This is a genomic window from Rhodococcus sp. 06-156-4 (genome assembly GCF_002259345.1).
GTDB classification, from domain to species: Bacteria; Actinomycetota; Actinomycetes; order Mycobacteriales; family Mycobacteriaceae; genus Rhodococcoides; species Rhodococcoides fascians_E.
The window spans coordinates 1-16,918 of record NZ_NPGB01000012.1; the positions used below are offsets into that span (position 1 = coordinate 1).

Annotated in this window: 11 protein-coding genes; 5 read left to right on the top strand and 6 right to left on the bottom strand. The window is 65.5% G+C overall.

The features are described 5' to 3' along the window. Positions 1-823 precede the first annotated feature (823 nt). A complete protein-coding gene (locus tag CH290_RS07000) occupies positions 824-2,338 on the top strand; it encodes a DUF2339 domain-containing protein (protein ID WP_033188868.1) in 1,515 nt (504 codons plus the stop codon). A gap of 61 nt (positions 2,339-2,399) precedes the next feature. Here the strand turns inward: CH290_RS07000 and CH290_RS07005 are convergent, their stop codons facing one another. From CH290_RS07005 to trmB, 4 genes are all read right to left on the bottom strand, one after another. Further along, positions 2,400-4,559: an MMPL family transporter gene (locus CH290_RS07005; RefSeq protein ID WP_033188869.1), complete on the bottom strand. Its 2,160-nt coding sequence runs from the start codon at positions 4,557-4,559 to the stop codon at positions 2,400-2,402. 209 nt (positions 4,560-4,768) lie between these two features. Further along, positions 4,769-8,314 carry an MMPL family transporter gene (locus CH290_RS07010; RefSeq protein ID WP_033188870.1) on the bottom strand — a complete coding sequence of 1,182 codons (3,546 nt, stop codon included), beginning with the start codon at positions 8,312-8,314 and terminating at the stop codon, positions 4,769-4,771. Next, entirely contained in the window at positions 8,315-9,019 is a 705-nt protein-coding gene (locus CH290_RS07015) for an NYN domain-containing protein (RefSeq protein ID WP_019665556.1), read from the bottom strand. It lies immediately after the preceding gene. Then, positions 9,016-9,795, bottom strand: a complete 780-nt coding sequence (gene trmB / locus CH290_RS07020) for a tRNA (guanosine(46)-N7)-methyltransferase TrmB (RefSeq protein ID WP_033188871.1) — start codon at positions 9,793-9,795, stop codon at positions 9,016-9,018. The genes CH290_RS07015 and trmB overlap by 4 nt, the downstream gene beginning before the upstream one ends. A gap of 164 nt (positions 9,796-9,959) precedes the next feature. Between trmB and CH290_RS07025 the strand changes: the two genes are divergently transcribed. The 4 genes from CH290_RS07025 to CH290_RS07040 all read left to right on the top strand — a co-directional run bounded on the left by CH290_RS07025 (position 9,960) and on the right by CH290_RS07040 (position 14,993). After that, positions 9,960-10,991 carry a hypothetical protein gene (locus CH290_RS07025; RefSeq protein WP_052083110.1) on the top strand — a complete coding sequence of 344 codons (1,032 nt, stop codon included), beginning with the start codon at positions 9,960-9,962 and terminating at the stop codon, positions 10,989-10,991. After that, positions 10,988-12,487 (top strand): hypothetical protein, encoded by a 1,500-nt coding sequence (locus tag CH290_RS07030; protein WP_020110473.1) that lies wholly within the window; start codon positions 10,988-10,990, stop codon positions 12,485-12,487. Before CH290_RS07025 ends, CH290_RS07030 begins: the two co-directional genes overlap by 4 nt. A 5-nt stretch (positions 12,488-12,492) precedes the next feature. Further along, on the top strand, positions 12,493-12,831 hold the full coding sequence (locus tag CH290_RS07035; protein ID WP_019665559.1) for a DUF6802 family protein: 339 nt from the start codon (positions 12,493-12,495) through the stop codon (positions 12,829-12,831). 329 nt (positions 12,832-13,160) lie between these two features. Further along, positions 13,161-14,993: a phosphoenolpyruvate carboxykinase (GTP) gene (locus tag CH290_RS07040; RefSeq protein ID WP_019665560.1), complete on the top strand. Its 1,833-nt coding sequence runs from the start codon at positions 13,161-13,163 to the stop codon at positions 14,991-14,993. Positions 14,994-15,099: 106 nt separating this feature from the next. On the opposite strand, the gene CH290_RS07045 is transcribed toward CH290_RS07040, so the two are convergent. Then, complete coding sequence (locus CH290_RS07045; RefSeq protein ID WP_020110476.1) at positions 15,100-15,984, bottom strand: ROK family protein; 885 nt, start codon at positions 15,982-15,984, stop codon at positions 15,100-15,102. A 134-nt stretch (positions 15,985-16,118) separates the two neighbouring features. Further along, positions 16,119-16,916 carry a class I SAM-dependent methyltransferase gene (locus CH290_RS07050; RefSeq protein ID WP_170947516.1) on the bottom strand — a complete coding sequence of 266 codons (798 nt, stop codon included), beginning with the start codon at positions 16,914-16,916 and terminating at the stop codon, positions 16,119-16,121. Between the last annotated feature and the right edge of the window lie 2 nt (positions 16,917-16,918).

Here is a 16,918-nt window from a genome sequence, read left to right on the forward strand (position 1 = left end):
GGACAACCCACACACCCACCCACACCGAGCACCCCCACACCGAGCACCCCCACACCGAGCACCCCCACACCAAGGACCCCTGAAGCGAGCCCACCGGAACAGGACCCACCACCAGGTCGATGACCACCAGCAGGCTGCCAGCGGCACACACGCTCCACGTGTGCCGCGCACAGTCATGCCCGCAGAAGCAAAGCAATGCGTAGTAGCAATATCAGTGCGCCACAGGGTCGATCATCGCAGCGGGCAGCGGGCAGCGGGCAGCGGGCAGCTGGCAGAGGGCAGCGGGACAACGCCGTGGCCTGAGCCCTAGCCCAAAGCCCGAGCCTAAGTCGTCGCTCGGTGCCGAGGAATTACCCACGTCGCCCGGGTAGTTCTACTCAGGACTCGGGGGTGGGCGACGACAACACTGAACCGCATGACAACACCAGGGATCGATCCGCGATTGGTTTCCGGCCTCGCGAGCCAGTTCGCCTCCTTGAGCGAGCAGATGCGCCGGGTGTCCGGCGACCTCGGCGTCCTGCAGAGTCAGCTGACTGTGCCTCGGACGGAACAGCCCAGCCCGGCTTCGCAGCCTGCGATCCACTACCCGTCGCAGGGAGTTCCGTACGCGTACCCGGGTTCGTCTCAGCAAATCCATCCGCATGCGCCCACGCACCAGCCTGCATCCATGCATCCACAAATGCCCGTACATCCGCAAACGCCCGTACATCCGCAAACGCCGGTGCGCCCCCAGGTGCCGGCGCAGCCTCGGACGCCGGTGAGGTCTCCGGTTGCTCCGAGGCAGCCTGCGCCGAAGGCGGAGCCCTGGTGGCAACGCGACGGTGTGATCAGCCGCGTACTCGCAGTCGCGGGTGCAGGAGTCACTCTGGTCGGCGTGGTCATGCTTCTCGTGCTCGCGGCACAGGCCGGATGGTTCGGCCCCGAGCTCAGGGTCGTAGCCGGGGGAGCTTTCTCTGTCGCACTGGTGTACGCAGGGTCGCGGATCTACCGCAAATCCGGTGGACGGGTCGGTGGAATCGCAACCGCAGCAACAGGTATCGCTGGGCTCTATTTGGACGTCGTGGCGGTGACCGTCATCTACGAGTGGCTGGAGCCCGCGATCGGACTCGTAGCGGCATTCGGGATCGCGGCGGCAGGCGTCGCGCTGGCCGTCTCGTGGCGCTCGCAACCGATGGCAGTCCTCATCCTCGCCGGCGTTGCGGTGTGTGGGCCGGTGGTCACCGGCGGAATCACGTTGTCGCTCATCGCGTTCTTCACTGCCACGTTCATCGCGAGCTTCGCTGCGCAGCTCGGCCGTGACTGGCCGTACCTCGCTGCCGTGCGGACGCTCCCCGTTGTGGTGGCCACTCTCGTCGGGATCGCTCAGGCGGTCAGCTTGGATGTGATGGGGAGCGACGCATTACCGCTCCTGATCGTTTCGGGGATCGTGGCCGCGTTCGGTGTCGGTAGTTCGGTGGAGTTGTTGCGTCGCAATGCAGCCGACGTCATGGCGTCGGTGATGGCCGGAGTATCCGCTGTTCCAGTCCTCGCGGTGGGGACGTTGTTCGAGCCGTGGACAGTGACCTTGGTCGAGGGTGTGGTCGCGATAGCCTGCGTCGTCGTGATCGCGATGGTCTCCTGGCTGCCTGCCTTCGCCCGTACGATCTTGACGGTCGTCGGCTCGCTTGCGCTGCTGCAGGCAGTGCTCGTACCGACGGCGACCGAACTGCGACCGCTTGCCCTGCTGGTCGTCTCCGCTGTGCTGCTCGCTACGGCGCACCGCGGAACCTCGAAGCCGGCGTACTACTCGGCCCTGGCGTTCGGCCTGTTCGGCGCACTGGGATATCTGGTGGTCTCCCCGCCCGCAGCGATGATGGATGCGCGTTATGCAACAGACGAATTCGGTGTCGTGCTCGCTGGCGTGCTTCTCGCGATCGTATCGGCCGGACTGGTACTGGTCGGTATCCAGCTGAAGATCGTGGAGAAGAACGCGCAAGCGTGCTCGGTGGTTGCCGGACTGGCGTCTCTCTACGCACTGGCGTCGGCAACGGTTGCCCTCGGAGTGGCGGCGATCGGCGGAACCACCGGATTCGTCGCCGGACACTGCGCCGCAACCATCGAAGCCATGGCGATCGCGATGGCACTGCTGGCTTTCGGCCTCAAGAGCGAAAAGTACGCGCACACTGCACTGTTGGCCGGACTGTCTCTGACCGCGGTGTCCGTCGCGAAACTGTTCCTCTTCGACCTCGTGGCCTTGGACGGACTGTTCCGAGTCGGAGCTTTCATCGTTGTCGGACTGCTGCTGCTCTTCGCAGGCACACGCTACGCAAAGGTGTTCGCCGACCGCGCCGCGAGCTGAATCAGCACGACGCTACCCGTCGCGGTTCCTGCTGCTCAGGAGCTGCGACGGGTAGCGCTGGCTACAGGTACTTCTCGCCGAGACCCAGCTTCTGTTGAACTTTCTTCATGGACTTCGGTGCCCACCAGGCGCTGTCGCCGAGCAGCTTCATGACCGACGGCACGAGGAACATTCGAATGACCGTGGCGTCGATGATGAGTGCGGCGATCATCCCGTACGCGATGTACTTCATCATCACCAAGTCCGAGAATGCGAACGACCCGGTGACGACGATCAGAATCAGCGCCGCAGCAGTGATGATTCGCCCCGAATGGGCTGTCCCGATGCGCACCGCGTCCGTGGTGCTGGCACCCTTCTCCCGCGCTTCGACCATCCGTGAGAGCAGGAACACTTCGTAATCAGTGGACAATCCGAACACGATGGCGCCGATCAACAACAGAATCATCGCCATGATCGGCCCTGGTGTGAAGTTCATCAGGCTCGCACCGTGGCCGTCTATGAAGATCCAGGTGAGGATCCCCATCGTCGCACCGAGCCCCAGGGCGGTCATGAGGACGGCTTTGATGGGCAGGACCAGCGATCCGAATGTCAAGAACATCAGCAACGTCACAACGAGGACGACGAGGACCGCCGTCAGTGGAAGTCTTTCCTCCAACGCCTCGATGGAGTCGTATTCGATTGCAGGAGTTCCGGTTACGGATACCGTCGCGCCGTCGGGAACCTCGATTCCGCGTAGGTACTCGATTGCCTCGGACGATTCGTTCCTGTCTTCGAGACCAGCTTTGAAGACGATGATGCCGTTCTTGCTGGTGCCCGTCGGTGAGAATTTCTCGACGAGACCGGGTGCCTCGTTCGCCTGCTTGGTGATCTGCCCGAGCGAAGATCCCTGCGCGCCCTCGATGACCAACTTCAGGGGCTCGGTACGTTGCCCGGGAAACAACTCGTCGAACTGAGCCTGGGCGACGCGTGTGGGGTTGTCCGGCGGCAGGTAGGTCTCGTTGATTCCGCCGAACTCGATCTTCCCGACGGGAAGAGTCAGTACCAGCAGGCCGAGAACGATGACCACGGCCACCTTGATCGGACGCCGCATGACCCAGGAAGTGAGCTTGCCCCACATCCCGTTCTCGATTTCCTCGGACGAGCGGGTCTTTCGCATGAACTTCAGACCCAACGCGTCCACGCGTGGCCCGAGAATTGCGAGGAGCGCGGGAAGCACCGTCACCGCGGTCAGGGCGGCAAGCGCAACAGTCGCAATCGACCCGTAGGCAACCGATTTGAGGAACCCGTGCGGAAAGAGCAGGAGACCGCCCAGGCTGGCCACGATCATCGTCGCCGAGAAGACCACCGTTCGCCCGGCCGTCATGACCGACCTCTTCACGGCGTCCGCGGTGGTGCGACCGTCTCCGAGTTCTTCACGGAAACGCGAGACGATGAACAGGCCGTAATCGATGGCGAGACCGAGACCGACCATCGAGACGACCGGGGCGACAAAAGTGTTCACCTCGGTGAAATCGGTGAACAGGCGCACGATTCCGTTGGCGCCGACAACCGTCAGGCCACCCACGATCAACGGCAGCGCCGCAGCGACCACACCGCCGAAGACGAAGAACAGCAGAACCGCGACAGCAGGGATGGCGAGGATTTCCATCCGGTGAATGTCTTCGGACATCGTCGACTGCAGGGCCCCTGCCACCGCCTGCAGACCGGTCACCTGGACATCACCGCCCTGGCTGTCGACATCAGGAATGTAGAACGCGTCCTTCACGTCCTGAAAGTTGTTGGTCAGCTCGGTGTCGTCGTCTCCGACGATGGCGATGCTGGCGATCGCGTGACGCTTGTCCTCGGTCGCGAGCGCCGCAGCGCTGACGACGCCGTCGACCTGGAAGTAGGTGCCGTTGATCTTGGCGATTCGATCCGGGTGGTCGGCGACGAGCGAACCGAGGCTCTTCGTCACGGCCGCGGTGAAGGCCGGATCGTCGACGGTCTTGCCCTCGGGCGCGGTGTACAGAACGATGACGTCGCCCTCGGTGTCGCGTCCGAACGTGGAGTCGGCGAGCGTAGCCGCAGCCACCGATTCCGAACCTGGATCGTCGAACCCGCCCTGGCTCAGATGGTTCTCGAAACCCACTCCGTACGCAGCCATCGCGAGGAGGCCCGCGACCATCACACCCAACACCGTGTACCGCCAGCGATGGACGAGATCTCCCCAGATGGCGAACACTCAGTCTGCTCCTCGTTGTCGTCGAAAATCGGCCACCGACGCCGACGAACGTGCAGCGTGGCGGGGTCCTAGGGGACAACGGCCGAGAATGCGTCGACGTTCCGATCGAGCGTTGTGACACCGAACAATGCTGCCCGACGAATCTGTGCCCGAACACGACGAAGGCCACCCGAGCCGCCTCGGGTGGCCTTCGACATGGTGAAGATTCGTTACTTGCGACGCTCGCGCGCCAACAGCTCGCTGACGCTCAGTGCCTGACGGCTGTCGCCTCCGCGGTGTCGACCGCTGTCCGGGTCCTCGGTACTGGAATTACCGTCGGCCGGGGCAGTCTGTTCGTCCGAACGACGTGACGAACCTGCCGGACGCTCGTCCGGTGTCGGTGTCGGTGTCGGTGTCGGTGTCGGTGTCGGTGCCGGCCACGACCTGGTCGACTGATCCTCCGGCGCTGGGGTGCGTGGAGCATTGCGCGTCGAAATGTCGTAGCGAGCCCGGGGAGCGGCCTGCGTGCGCGGCGGCGTCGGCTGTTCCGGTTGCGGGGTCTCCGGGCGTGACGCTGCAGAAGAAGCCTCGGCGTCACGGCTCTGATCCTGCGAGTACCCGCGAATCCCGCCGGTCCTCGGCGCGGTCGGCCCTGCTTCCGGCGGCTGGCCGGTGCCGCGCGCGCCATACGCCGAGCCGTTGGAGCCGGCGGAACCGTAACCCGAGCCGTTGGAGCCATGGCCGGAACCGTTGGAGCCTTCAGTGGAACCGTTGCTGGAGCCGTATCCCGAGCCGTTGCTGCCCGACGCGGAGGAACTGCGGCCGTTCGAACCGTTGCCGTTCGAGCCGCTGCCGTTGACGCCGGAGCCGTAGTAGCTGTTTCGTCCGGAGCCGTTCGTGCCCGAGCCGTTCGTGCCCGAGCCGTTCGTGCCGGAGCCATGTGTGCCGGATCCGTTCGCGCCGGAGCCGTTGGTTCCCGAGCCGTTCGGTGTTGCGCCGTACGCAGCTGAACCGTTGCGGCGTGGTTCGTCCGACCGACTGGATGCGTTGACGGACGTCCGGTCGGCGTCGGCGCGGGTGTTGTCCGTTGTCGAGCCGACGGGAGCCTGCGTCTCGGGTTTCGGCGTTTCGGGTTTCTGTGGCTCCGACGGCGCACGAAGGTCGGCCAACCAACTCTCGATGGACCGTGGGTCGGGGGAGGAGCTTCGGTTGCTCTGTGCGCGGACCGGTTCGCGCTTCGGAGGTTCGGGCCGCGGCACCGGTGGAGGTGTCGGCCTCTCGACGGCGGGTTGCTTCTGGGTAGCCGGCGGCAGGGGGCCGGGAGCGGAGCCTGCGGAGTGACCCAGGGGGCTGGGAGCGGAGCCTGCGGAGTGACCCAGGGGGCTGGGAGCGGAGCCTGCGGAGTGATCCTGAGTTTCGGGGGCTGCGGACGGCCTGCCGGTGGCGGATCGGCGTTCGTCCTCCCGGGCGGCGTGCGTTGCGCGGATCGGCCCGGATCCTGTCGGTGCGACGACGGGGATCGGTTCGGTCAGCGGTTCGCTTCGGCGTGGGGCGGTGCGCACCGGGGGTGCGACGGGTGCCGGTGCGCCTGCGGTGGCGAGTTCGGGGACGTCGGTAGGCATCAGTTCGTCCTCGAGGATGGTCTCGCCGAGGCCGAGCTTCTCCTGGATTCGCTTCATCCATTTCGGTGCCCACCAGCAGTCGTCGCCCAGGAGTTTCATGGTCGCCGGGACGAGGAACATGCGGATGAGGGTGGCGTCGATGATGAGCGCGGCGATCATTCCGTAGGCGATGTACTTCATCATCACCAAGTCGGAGAACGCGAATGCGCCGGTCACGACGATGAGGATCAACGCCGCCGCGGTGATGATGCGTCCGGTATGCGAGGTTCCGACGCGGATGGCTTCGCTCGTGGACGCACCTCTCTCCCGGGCCTCGACCATGCGTGAGAGCAGGAAGACTTCGTAGTCGGTCGACAATCCGAACACGATCGAGATGATCAACACCAGCACCGGGGCCATGATGGGCCCGGGTGTGAAGTTCATGAAGCTGGCGCCGTTGCCGTCGATGAATATCCACGTCAGGATGCCCATCGTCGCGCCGAGTCCCAGCGTCGTCATGAGCACAGCCTTGATCGGCAACACCAACGATCCGAACGTCAGGAACATCAGCAGCGTCACGACGAACACGACGAGTATCGCCATCAGCGGCAAGTTGTCGATGAGGGCCGCGATGGAGTCCTGTTCGATCACCGGAGTGCCGGTGATCTGCACCGACGAGCCCTCGGGGACATCGATGCTGCGCAGGTAGTCGATGGCGGGCTTCGACTCGTTTCGATCGACGAGGCCTGCCTTGAAGACGATGATGCCGTCTTTGCTGGCGCCGGTCGGGGAGAACTTCTCGATCAGGCCGGGAGCCTCGTTGAGTTGGCTGGTGATCGCAGCGAGGTTCGGACCCTGCGCGTTCTCGATGACGGCCTTGATCGGCTCGGTGCGCTGGCCGGGGAACAGTTCGTCGAACTCGTTCTGGGCCTGGCGGGTGACGTTGTCCGGCGGCAGGTAGGTCTCGTTGATGCCGCCGAACTTGATGTTGCCGACGGGCAGCGTCAGCAGAACCAGGCCGAGGACGATGGGAATCGTGACCTTCAGCGGGTTGCGCATGACCCACCGGGTCAGCTTTCCCCACATGCCGTTCTCGATTTCCTCGGACGACTTGGTCTTGCGCATGAACTTGAAGCCCAGCGCGTCGACCCGTGGACCGAGGATTGCCAGGATGGCAGGCAGGATCGTGACCGCGGTGAGGGCCGCGAGGGCCACCGTCGCGATCGATCCGTAGGCCACCGATTTGAGGAAGCCCTGCGGGAACAGCAGCAGGCCGCCGAGGCTGGCGACGATCATCGTCGCCGAGAAGACGACCGTCCGACCCGCGGTCATGACCGACCGTCGAACAGCCTGCTTCGTCGAATAGCCGTCACCGAGTTCCTCGCGGAATCTCGACACGATGAACAGTCCGTAGTCGATCGCGAGACCGAGTCCGACGAGCGAGACCACAGGCGCGACGAAGCTGTTGACCTCGGTGAAATTGGTGAAGACCTTGACGATGCCGTTGGCGCCGACGACGGTCAGGCCGCCCACGATCAGCGGAAGGGCCGCGGCGACGACGCCACCGAAGATGAAGAACAGCAGCACTGCGACAGCCGGAATGGCCAGCAGCTCCATGCGGTGGATGTCGCCCGCCATGGTCGATTGCAGGGCACCCGCGACGGCTTGCAGTCCCGTCACCTGCACGTCGACGCCGTCTATGTAGAAGACGTCCTTGACGGCTTGGAAATTGTTGGTGAGTTCGGTGTCGTTGTCGCCGAGCATCGCGATGCTGGCGATCGCGTGGGTGCGGTCTTCGGTCGCCAGGGCATTGACGCTGACCACACCGTCGACCCGGAAGTAGGTGCCGTTGATCTTCTCGATCTGCTCGGGGTTGTTCGCGACGAGCGAGTTGAGACTGTCGGTGACCTTGGCGTTGAACTCCGGATCGTCGACGGTCTTGCCCTCGGGCGCCGTGTACAGCACGATCACGTCGCCCTGTTTGTCGCGGCCGAACGTCTGATCGGCGAGGCGCGCGGCCTGCACCGACTCGGAGCCCGGGTCGTCCCAACCGCTCTGGCTCAGGTGGTCGTTCAGGTCGAGGCCGTATGCGGCGAAGCCCAGAAGCGCGGCCACCATGACTCCGATGACCGTGAACCGCAAGCGGTAGACGAGATCTCCCCATCTGGCGAACACTTAAGAAACTCCTTGGCGCCCGACGAGCAGGGCGGACAGTGGGCGGAACGGCTGCAACCATGCGCCCTCGTCCGGGAGCGAGTCCAGGCTCACCCGTGGCAGAGGCTCACGGAAGACGCCGGGGATGTCCTCGAGGTCGAGGAATTCCAGCGTCTCCGACGTCACCGCCCAGCTTGCGTGCTCACGGAATCCGAGCACCTGAACGGGTACGCCAGTTGCAGCGATGTCCTCCAACGGCTCGCGAAACGCTTGTCCGTCCGCAGACGCGACCATGACGCCGGCCAGCCCGCCGCCGCGATTACGCAGCTCGATGTGGTCCAGCATGTCGGCGTCGACATCACTGTCCTCGTCGACCTTCGGCTTGGCGAACACCGCGAAACCCACGTTACGCAATGCTTCGACCCACGGTCTAACCACATCGGCGCTGCCAGGGGCGATGTTGGTGAACACCGTCGCCTCGGGTTCGAGCGTCGACGTGCCGGTGGCGGACAGTTCCGCCGTCCGTTGAAGCAGCCATCGGCCCAGCGCATCGAATCGCGGGCGGTAGGCAGCCGTCGGCCGACCGCCGAGAATCGCGCCGAGGCCCATGTCGAGATTCGGCGCATCCCACACGAGGAGCACTCGTCTGGTGTGTCGAGTATCACCCGTGTCGATGTTCGGGATCGGGGCCAGCGACGTGTCGACGCTCTGCTCGCTGTACGTCATCGTGGACTCTTCCCCCATATCAGCTCCGTCACCGAGCTACCCACCAATTGGGCTTTGCCCTCGAACTTGGTGACGGGCCGCTCGTGTGTCATCGGAGATTCCCAGTCGAGAACGGTCAAACCGGGCTCTGCGTTCCCGGCTTCGGCAATCCACTCCGCATAGTCTGCGTGATCGGTCGCGACGTGCAGTACTCCGCCAGGTTTCAGACGGTCGACGATCATCGCGAACGTGGGGGCCTGCAACAGGCGGCGCTTGTGGTGACGCGCCTTCGGCCAGGGGTCGGGGAAGAACACGCGGACCCCGGTCAGCGACTCGGGCGTCAACATGTTCTCCAGAACGTCCATCGCATCGCCGCGGAGCAGCCTGATGTTCTCGATGTCGTCGCGCTCGATCTGCTGAAGGGTCTGAGCCAACCCGGGCCGGTAGACCTCGACCGCCATCAGGTTGACGTGCGGCTCGGCCTTGGCCATGGACGTCGTGGCAGTTCCGGTTCCCGATCCGATCTCGAGGATCGCCGGAGCGGAACGACCGAACCAGGCGTCGACGTCGATCTTCTCGTCGGCGACGTCACGGCCGATGCGCGGCCACAGCGAATCCCACGTGGCCTGCTGGGCATCGGTCAACGCGCCGCGCCTGGACCGGAAACTGGTGACGCGCGGGTACAGCCGAGAGCCTCGATTCGACTCTCCACCGGCCACGTCCGGCGAGTCCGGGGTCTCCGAATCGAGATGTTTGGCTGTGCTCCGTGCGTCGTTCACCGCACCATTGTCGCGCATCGACGGACTGTGTGACAGGTGGGTCTCGAGTTGAAGTTGAGACTTGTCGTGAAGGCGCAGGCCAGAGCCCGCGACCTCACGCCCGTGTCGCCGAATGTGTGCCAGAATTGCCCGGCGCGACGGGGTGGGGACCGCGCACGCGTGACGATGTGAAGGGGGATCACATGGGTGGGGACAGTGCGGGCGGGGATCGCGAGATCTCGGAGGGTCGGGTGCGAGCGCTCGCTCCGAGCGGAACCGTGCTGCGGCGGGAGGTCGATGCCGAGGCGGATGTGTGCTTTCGGGACATCCGCATCCAGGTGACCGGACGCGCAGGCGTCGGGAAGACGACGGTTCGGTCGGTGCTGGCGGCCCATCACGAGCTGCGCACGATCGCGGCGTCGATCGAGGAGACGGCGTCGATCGATGTCCCGCGGGTACCGGATCCCGAGCTCGACGGCGATGTCGTCGTGTACGTGGTGGCAGGGGACGCCCAGGTCGTCGACGTCGACGCGGCACGAGGCACACGCGGCGTCGTGGTCCCCGTTCTCGCGAAGGCAGACGCAGTGGACCGCCTTCAGGACGTCGTCGACGGTGTGTCGACCAAGCTGGGTTGCACTGTCCACCCACTGATGGGAACCATCGCGATCAGTGTCATGAACGGCCGGCCGTCGACGTTCGACCCGCTGCGAGAGTCGGCCGCGTCGGTGACGCCGGAGATGCTGCTGACTCCCGAGCGGTTCCTTCGAGCCGGCATTCCCATGTCGAAGCAATCGCGGGCCGAACTCGTCCGCAGTGTCGAGGTGGCGGGAGTCGGCATTGCTGCACGGGCTCTGACGGAGTCTCCCGGGATGGACGACGTCACCGTTCGGTTGCTGCTTGCGGAGAAGAGTGGAGTCGACGCCGTCGTGAAAGCCGTCCGGCGAGCAGTGGACGACGTTCGCGCCGCACGACAGGGTCGGTTGTTGCTTCGGCTGAACCAACTCGCGGCCCGGCACCAGGAGTCGATGGAGGTCGAGCGGTATCTGGCGTCCGACGAAGCCGTGTTCGCAGGCATGCGGGCGGCTCTGCACACCCTGGGCGAAAGCGAACACCCCAACCCGACCCTCGCCACCGTCCGCTCCTGGCGCGAACGCCGCGACACCGCACTCGAACCAGCGGTTGCGCGAGCAGCGACCGCTGTCGGCCGCGGGTACCTGAGGATGCTGTCGCGGTGATCGACCTCCCGAGCGACATGGACGGCGTGATCAAGCGGTGGTACCCCGCAGGAGTCGACGAGATCGCCTCGGGCCGAGCCGCGGATCCCGTAGGGGTGTTCGTGCACGGTTCGAGCGGAGCCGGAGTGTCCGCCGTCGACGCGCAACTGGACCTGTGGTCCGTGGACGGGGTCGACCGGGCGCCGGACGTCGAGTCGGCAGCGGTGGTCCTGTTCGTCGTCGACGCATCGGCGCCCATCGGCCGGACAACACTCGCCGCTCTTGCGCCGGTGCTCGAATCGACGGCAACCGGCGTTCTCGTCAACAAGGTCGACGCGCATCGCGGCTGGAGGGACGTGGTCCGTTCGGTCACCGAGTCCATCGCCGAGTTCGTTCCGCGAGCAGTGGACGTCGCGGTGCTGCCCACGTCCGCTCTGCTCGCCGAAAAGGCTCGGGCAGTGCAGGATCCACTGACTCGTACGACGATGGTCGAGGAATCGGGAATCAGGGACGTCCTCGATTTCGTGGAGAGCGCCGCAACGCAGCACACCGAGGTTCTCCGAAGACGCAAGTACGACGCGGCCGTTCGGCATGCCGCGGCCGGGGCGCGGCAGCGGATCGTGGACAAGGCCAGAGCGGTCACGAGCGCGTCGAACACCGCCGCGCTGCGTGCCGAACGGGCCCGGTTGACCGATGTTCGCGATCGGACCAGGGCAGAGCGGACCGCCGCGCTGCGGACCGGACTGCAACTCGCTCGCGCGGAATCGGTGCACGACGTGTCCGAGGCCGTTCGTGAATTCGCTTCGTCCGCACGACAATCGATCGATACTGCCGGCCGGTCCGAGCTTCGTCACCTCCAGCCGGAGATGACAGCACGGCTCGACGCGGTCGCGTCCACGGTCGACGCGCGGTTGTCCGACAGGCTCCGCGCGATCGACATCGATCTGGAATTGTCCGTCGAGCTCCCTGCGGTCACCGGTTCGCCACTCGCGCACCCCGAACCGTCGATTCGGCGCGGAGGGGTCGAGGACAAGATGATGATCGTCCTCGGTGCGTCGGCGGGAGTGGGGCTGTCGCGGCTCGTGGTGTCGCCGCTGTCCGTCGTCCCGGCGCTGGAGATCGCGGTGATTCCGTTGTCACTGCTGTTGGGCGCGTTCTGTGCGTGGTGGCTCGTCGGCTCGAGGAAGCTCGTCGCGGACCGGGCTCACCTGAGAACTTGGGTCGCCGACGCGTCGGCCGCGGCGAGGTCGACGCTGGAGCAGCGCGTCCTGGCCCGAATCCTGACCGCCGAATCCGCGTACTCGGCCGCCGCCCGCGAGACCTCCCGCGCAGCTGCGCGGGCTGCGGACACAGAGCTCGAGAGAGTCGAAGCGGAGCTGCGGGTGGTGTCGGAGAACCGCGCATCCGTGCTCGCTGCGTGCGACCGAGACCTCGCGGCGCTGGACCGCGGCGCCCTGAGGTTCGCCGCCGGTGGACGCGAGGAACCGGAGACGCCGCCGATGCGTCTGAACCAGTAGAGGCTGTGTCCGCGGAGATCGGAGAGATACGCGTGGAGTGGAACGAGTTGTTCGACGGCAGCGGTGACGGCGATGCCGTCGACCCGGCGCACGATCCGGTCTCCGGTCCGTCCGGTGTCGGCTCGATCGAGTTGTTCGATCTCGACGACGACGGGTACGAGGAGACCAGGGTCAGCCACACCGAGGCGGGAATGACCGTCGCCAGGGATCGTGACGGGGACGGTGTGATGGACACGTTCACTTCCATCCAGAGTGGCGGCCGTTACCAATCCTGGGAGATTTCTCGTGCCGACGACGGCACGGCGAGGTGGGAACAGACGTCCTCGGGGGACGCCTTCGAGTAGGAAACTCGCATTGTTTTTAATGTCCTTACAAGGAGATTCGGCTGCTGGGGGGCCTCGAATGCGCACGTAGGAGTAGCTGAATCGGTCTTGTGACCAATCGGACAACAGCCTGATTCCGGATTGGCAACTCACGGCGTTAACCTGAAACCAGGACACCCGGCGCCCGTGTCCTCGGTTTGACGTTGCCGCTATGATGCGGTATACGCAGATCGTGCGATCGGGCAGCTCCCCACCGAGAGGGGAAGATCGGATCTGCGTCTGCCTCGCCGAACTGCCCTGTGCGCGAGCAGACACCAGAATCTGGTTCCGGCTCACCCCAGGAGAGTTAGATGACCTCAGCGACCATTCCCGGTTTGAACGGCACTGACGCCGCGCCTCCCACCCAGCACAAGGAACTCCTTGCGTGGGTGCAGCAGGTAGCGGAACTCACCGAGCCGGATCGTGTGGTCTTTGCTGACGGATCCGACGAGGAGTGGGAGCGTCTGACCACCCAGCTGGTGAACGCCGGTACCTTCACGCGTCTCAACGACGAGAAGAAGCCCAACTCGTTCCTCGGCAACTCGGACCCGTCGGACGTTGCCCGCGTCGAGTCACGCACCTACATCTGTTCCGAGCGCGAGATCGACGCAGGCCCGACGAACAACTGGATGGACCCGTCGGAGATGCGTTCTCTGATGACCGACCTGTACCGCGGCTCCATGCGCGGCCGCACCATGTACGTCGTTCCGTTCTGCATGGGACCGCTCGGCGCCGACGACCCCAAGCTGGGCGTCGAGATCACCGACTCGGAGTACGTCGTCGTCTCCATGCGTGTCATGACCCGCATGGGCGCGGCAGTTCTCGACAAGCTCGGCACCGACGGCTTCTTCGTCAAGGCTCTGCACTCGCTCGGCGCTCCGCTCGCCGACGGCCAGGACGACGTCCCGTGGCCGTGCAACGACACCAAGTACATCACTCACTTCCCCGAGGATCGTGAGATCTGGAGCTTCGGTTCGGGTTACGGCGGCAACGCCCTTCTCGGCAAGAAGTGCTACTCGCTGCGTATCGCATCGGCGATGGCGCACGACGAGGGCTGGCTCGCCGAGCACATGCTGATCCTCAAGCTCATCTCGCCGGAGGACAAGGCCTACTACATCGCCGCGGCATTCCCGTCGGCCTGTGGCAAGACCAACCTCGCGATGATTCAGCCCACCATTCCGGGGTGGCGCGCCGAAACCATCGGCGACGACATCGCGTGGATGCGCTTCGGTGAGGACGGCCGCCTCTACGCCGTCAACCCGGAGTTCGGTTTCTTCGGTGTTGCACCGGGAACCAACTGGGACTCCAACCCCAACGCGATGAAGACCATCGACCAGGGCAACTCCGTCTTCACCAACGTCGGCCTCACCGACGACGGTGACGTGTGGTGGGAAGGCCTGGAGAACCGGCCGGATCACCTGATCGACTGGAAGGGCAACGACTGGACGCCGGATTCGGATTCGCTTGCCGCGCACCCGAACTCGCGTTACTGCGTACCCATGGCTCAGTGCCCGTCGATGGCCGACGAGTGGGACGACCCGAAGGGTGTCCCGATCTCCGCGATCCTCTTCGGTGGGCGCCGCAAGACGACGGTTCCGCTGGTCACCGAGGCTCGCGACTGGCAGCACGGTGTCTTCATGGGCGCCACCGTCGGCTCGGAGCAGACGGCCGCCGCCGAAGGAACTGTCGGCACCATCCGTCGCGACCCGATGGCCATGCTTCCGTTCCTCGGCTACAACGTGGGCGATTACTTCCAGCACTGGATCGACCTCGGCAAGAACGCCGACGACTCCAAGCTGCCGAAGGTGTTCTACGTCAACTGGTTCCGTCGTGGCGACGACAAGCGCTTCCTGTGGCCCGGATTCGGTGAGAACTCCCGCGTCCTGAAGTGGATCGTGGAGCGCATCGAGCACAAGGCCGCCGGCGTCGAGACTCCTATCGGTGTCGTTCCCACGGCCGAGGCCCTCGACATCTCCGGGCTCGACACCACCACCCAGGACGTCGCCGAGGCACTCGCGGTGAACGTCGACGAGTGGAAGGCCGAGATCCCGTTGATCGAGGAGTGGTTCGACTTCGTCGGCGAGAAGCTCCCCACCGGCATCAAGGACGAGTTCGACGCGCTCAAGCAGCGCTTGGGTGCCTGAGTGTCGTAACTAGCACCCTTTTCGTAGACCTGGCACCCCTGTTCCGATGCGAACAGGGGTGCCAGCCTCGTAAACAGGGTGTCAGGTTCCCGGCCGCTGAGCCGATTCAGCCACCGGACGCCAACACCGCTGCGCCCGTCAGGGTCCCGACGGCTCCGAGCTTCGCCGGCACGATCTCGAGGCCGTCGAGAAACTTGAGCTTGGCGTGCAGGGCGGCGGACTCCTGGATGGGATCCCACAGCGGTGGGCCCGCTTGAGCGAAACCGCCGCCGACCACAACAAGGTTCACGTCGACCAAGGCTGCCGCCGACGCGATCGCCTGACCCAGCGCGACACCGGCACGCTGAAGAGTGGTGATGGCGACGATGTCCCCGTCGCTCGCGGACTGTGCGAGGTCGGCGCCGGTGCTGCCGGTCCATCCCTGTTCCTGGGCCCACCGGACCGCCGACGGCCCGCTGGACACCGTCTCCACGCAGCCGAGGCCGCCGCACGTACAGGGCGTCGCCGATCCGGGTACGACGATGTGTCCGATGTGGCCTGCGTTTCCGCTACGCCCGTGCACGATGCGGCCTCCCAGCACCAATCCGCCGCCGATCCCGGTCGACACGACGAGGCTCAGTACGTCGTCGACGCCGACAGCAGCCCCGAAGCGGTGTTCGCCGAGCGCAGCGCACCCACCGTCCATCGCCAGCGTGACCGATGCGCTGTCGAACCGCGTCCGTACGGCGTCGGTGAGGGCGAAGCCGTCCTTCCATTCCGGGATGTTGATCGGCGCGACCGTGCCTGCGACGGTGTCGACCGGGCCGGCGCACGCTATCCCGATCGCGTCGACGTCCGAGCCGACGGACACCGCGTCCAGCAGTTCCTCGCAGGCTTGCCATACGTCCGACTGCGGGGTCGGCACGGTCAGCGGTTCCCCCGGCCTTCCGTCTTCGCCGACGACGGCTGCGGTGATCTTGGTTCCCCCGATATCCAGTGCCAGCGCTGTCATCGTTCCAACGTACCGGCGCGAGTGGAGCCTGCGGAATGAGCCGGGTGAGCGCCGCGAGTGGAGCCTGCGGAAAGAGCCGGGTGGGCGGCGCGAGTGGAGCCTGCGGAATGAGCCGGGTGAGCGGCGCACTCGCGTCAGGTGGCGCGGAAGACGAGGACGAGGTTGCTGGCGAGGAGTTCGCGGAGGCCGGGAACCCTCATGATCCACCATGCCCATCGGGGGTGGTATCGGGGGAATGCCGCGAGAAGGGTTCCGCTGGAAGTGTTTCGAGCCCAACGTAATCCGTCGCCTGCTCCGATGTCGAACAGGGATTCGCCGAATCTGTTCTTCGGCTCGTGTCCGTGTGTACGCAGGTATCGCCGGGCCGCGTATTCGCCGCCGACGTAGTGCCACGGCCGTGTTTCGTGCCCGCCGAACGGGCTGAGCCACAGTGTGTAGGACAGGACCGTCAATCCGCCGGGTCGGGTGACGCGGAGCATTTCCTCGGCCATGACCCAGGGCTCGCGGACGTGCTCGGCGACGTTCGAGGAAAAGCAGATGTCGACGCTGTCGGTGAGAAATGGCAGCGCCATTCCCGAGCCCCGGACGCTGCCGTGGACGGTCAGGCCTGCAGCGTGCAGTTCGGATGCGTCGGGTTCGACGGGGAAGTACCGAGCTCCGCTGCGTTCGAAGCCCTCCGCGAAGTAACCGGGCCCCCCGCCGACGTCGAGTACGACACGGTTCTCGAGAGAGTCGCCAGTCATGCCCCGGTAGAGGTCGCCGATCAATTCGACGGAGTCACGGGCGAGCGCGCCGTAGAAGATGTCGGGCGCGGTCTGCTCGTGCCCGAAGTCCCGGAGCAGCCCGACCGACCTGCTGAGGGTGGCGCGTTTCGCGAACAGTCGAGTGACCCGGTCCCTACGCACGAGGAAGAACACTAGGCGAGAGTCCATGT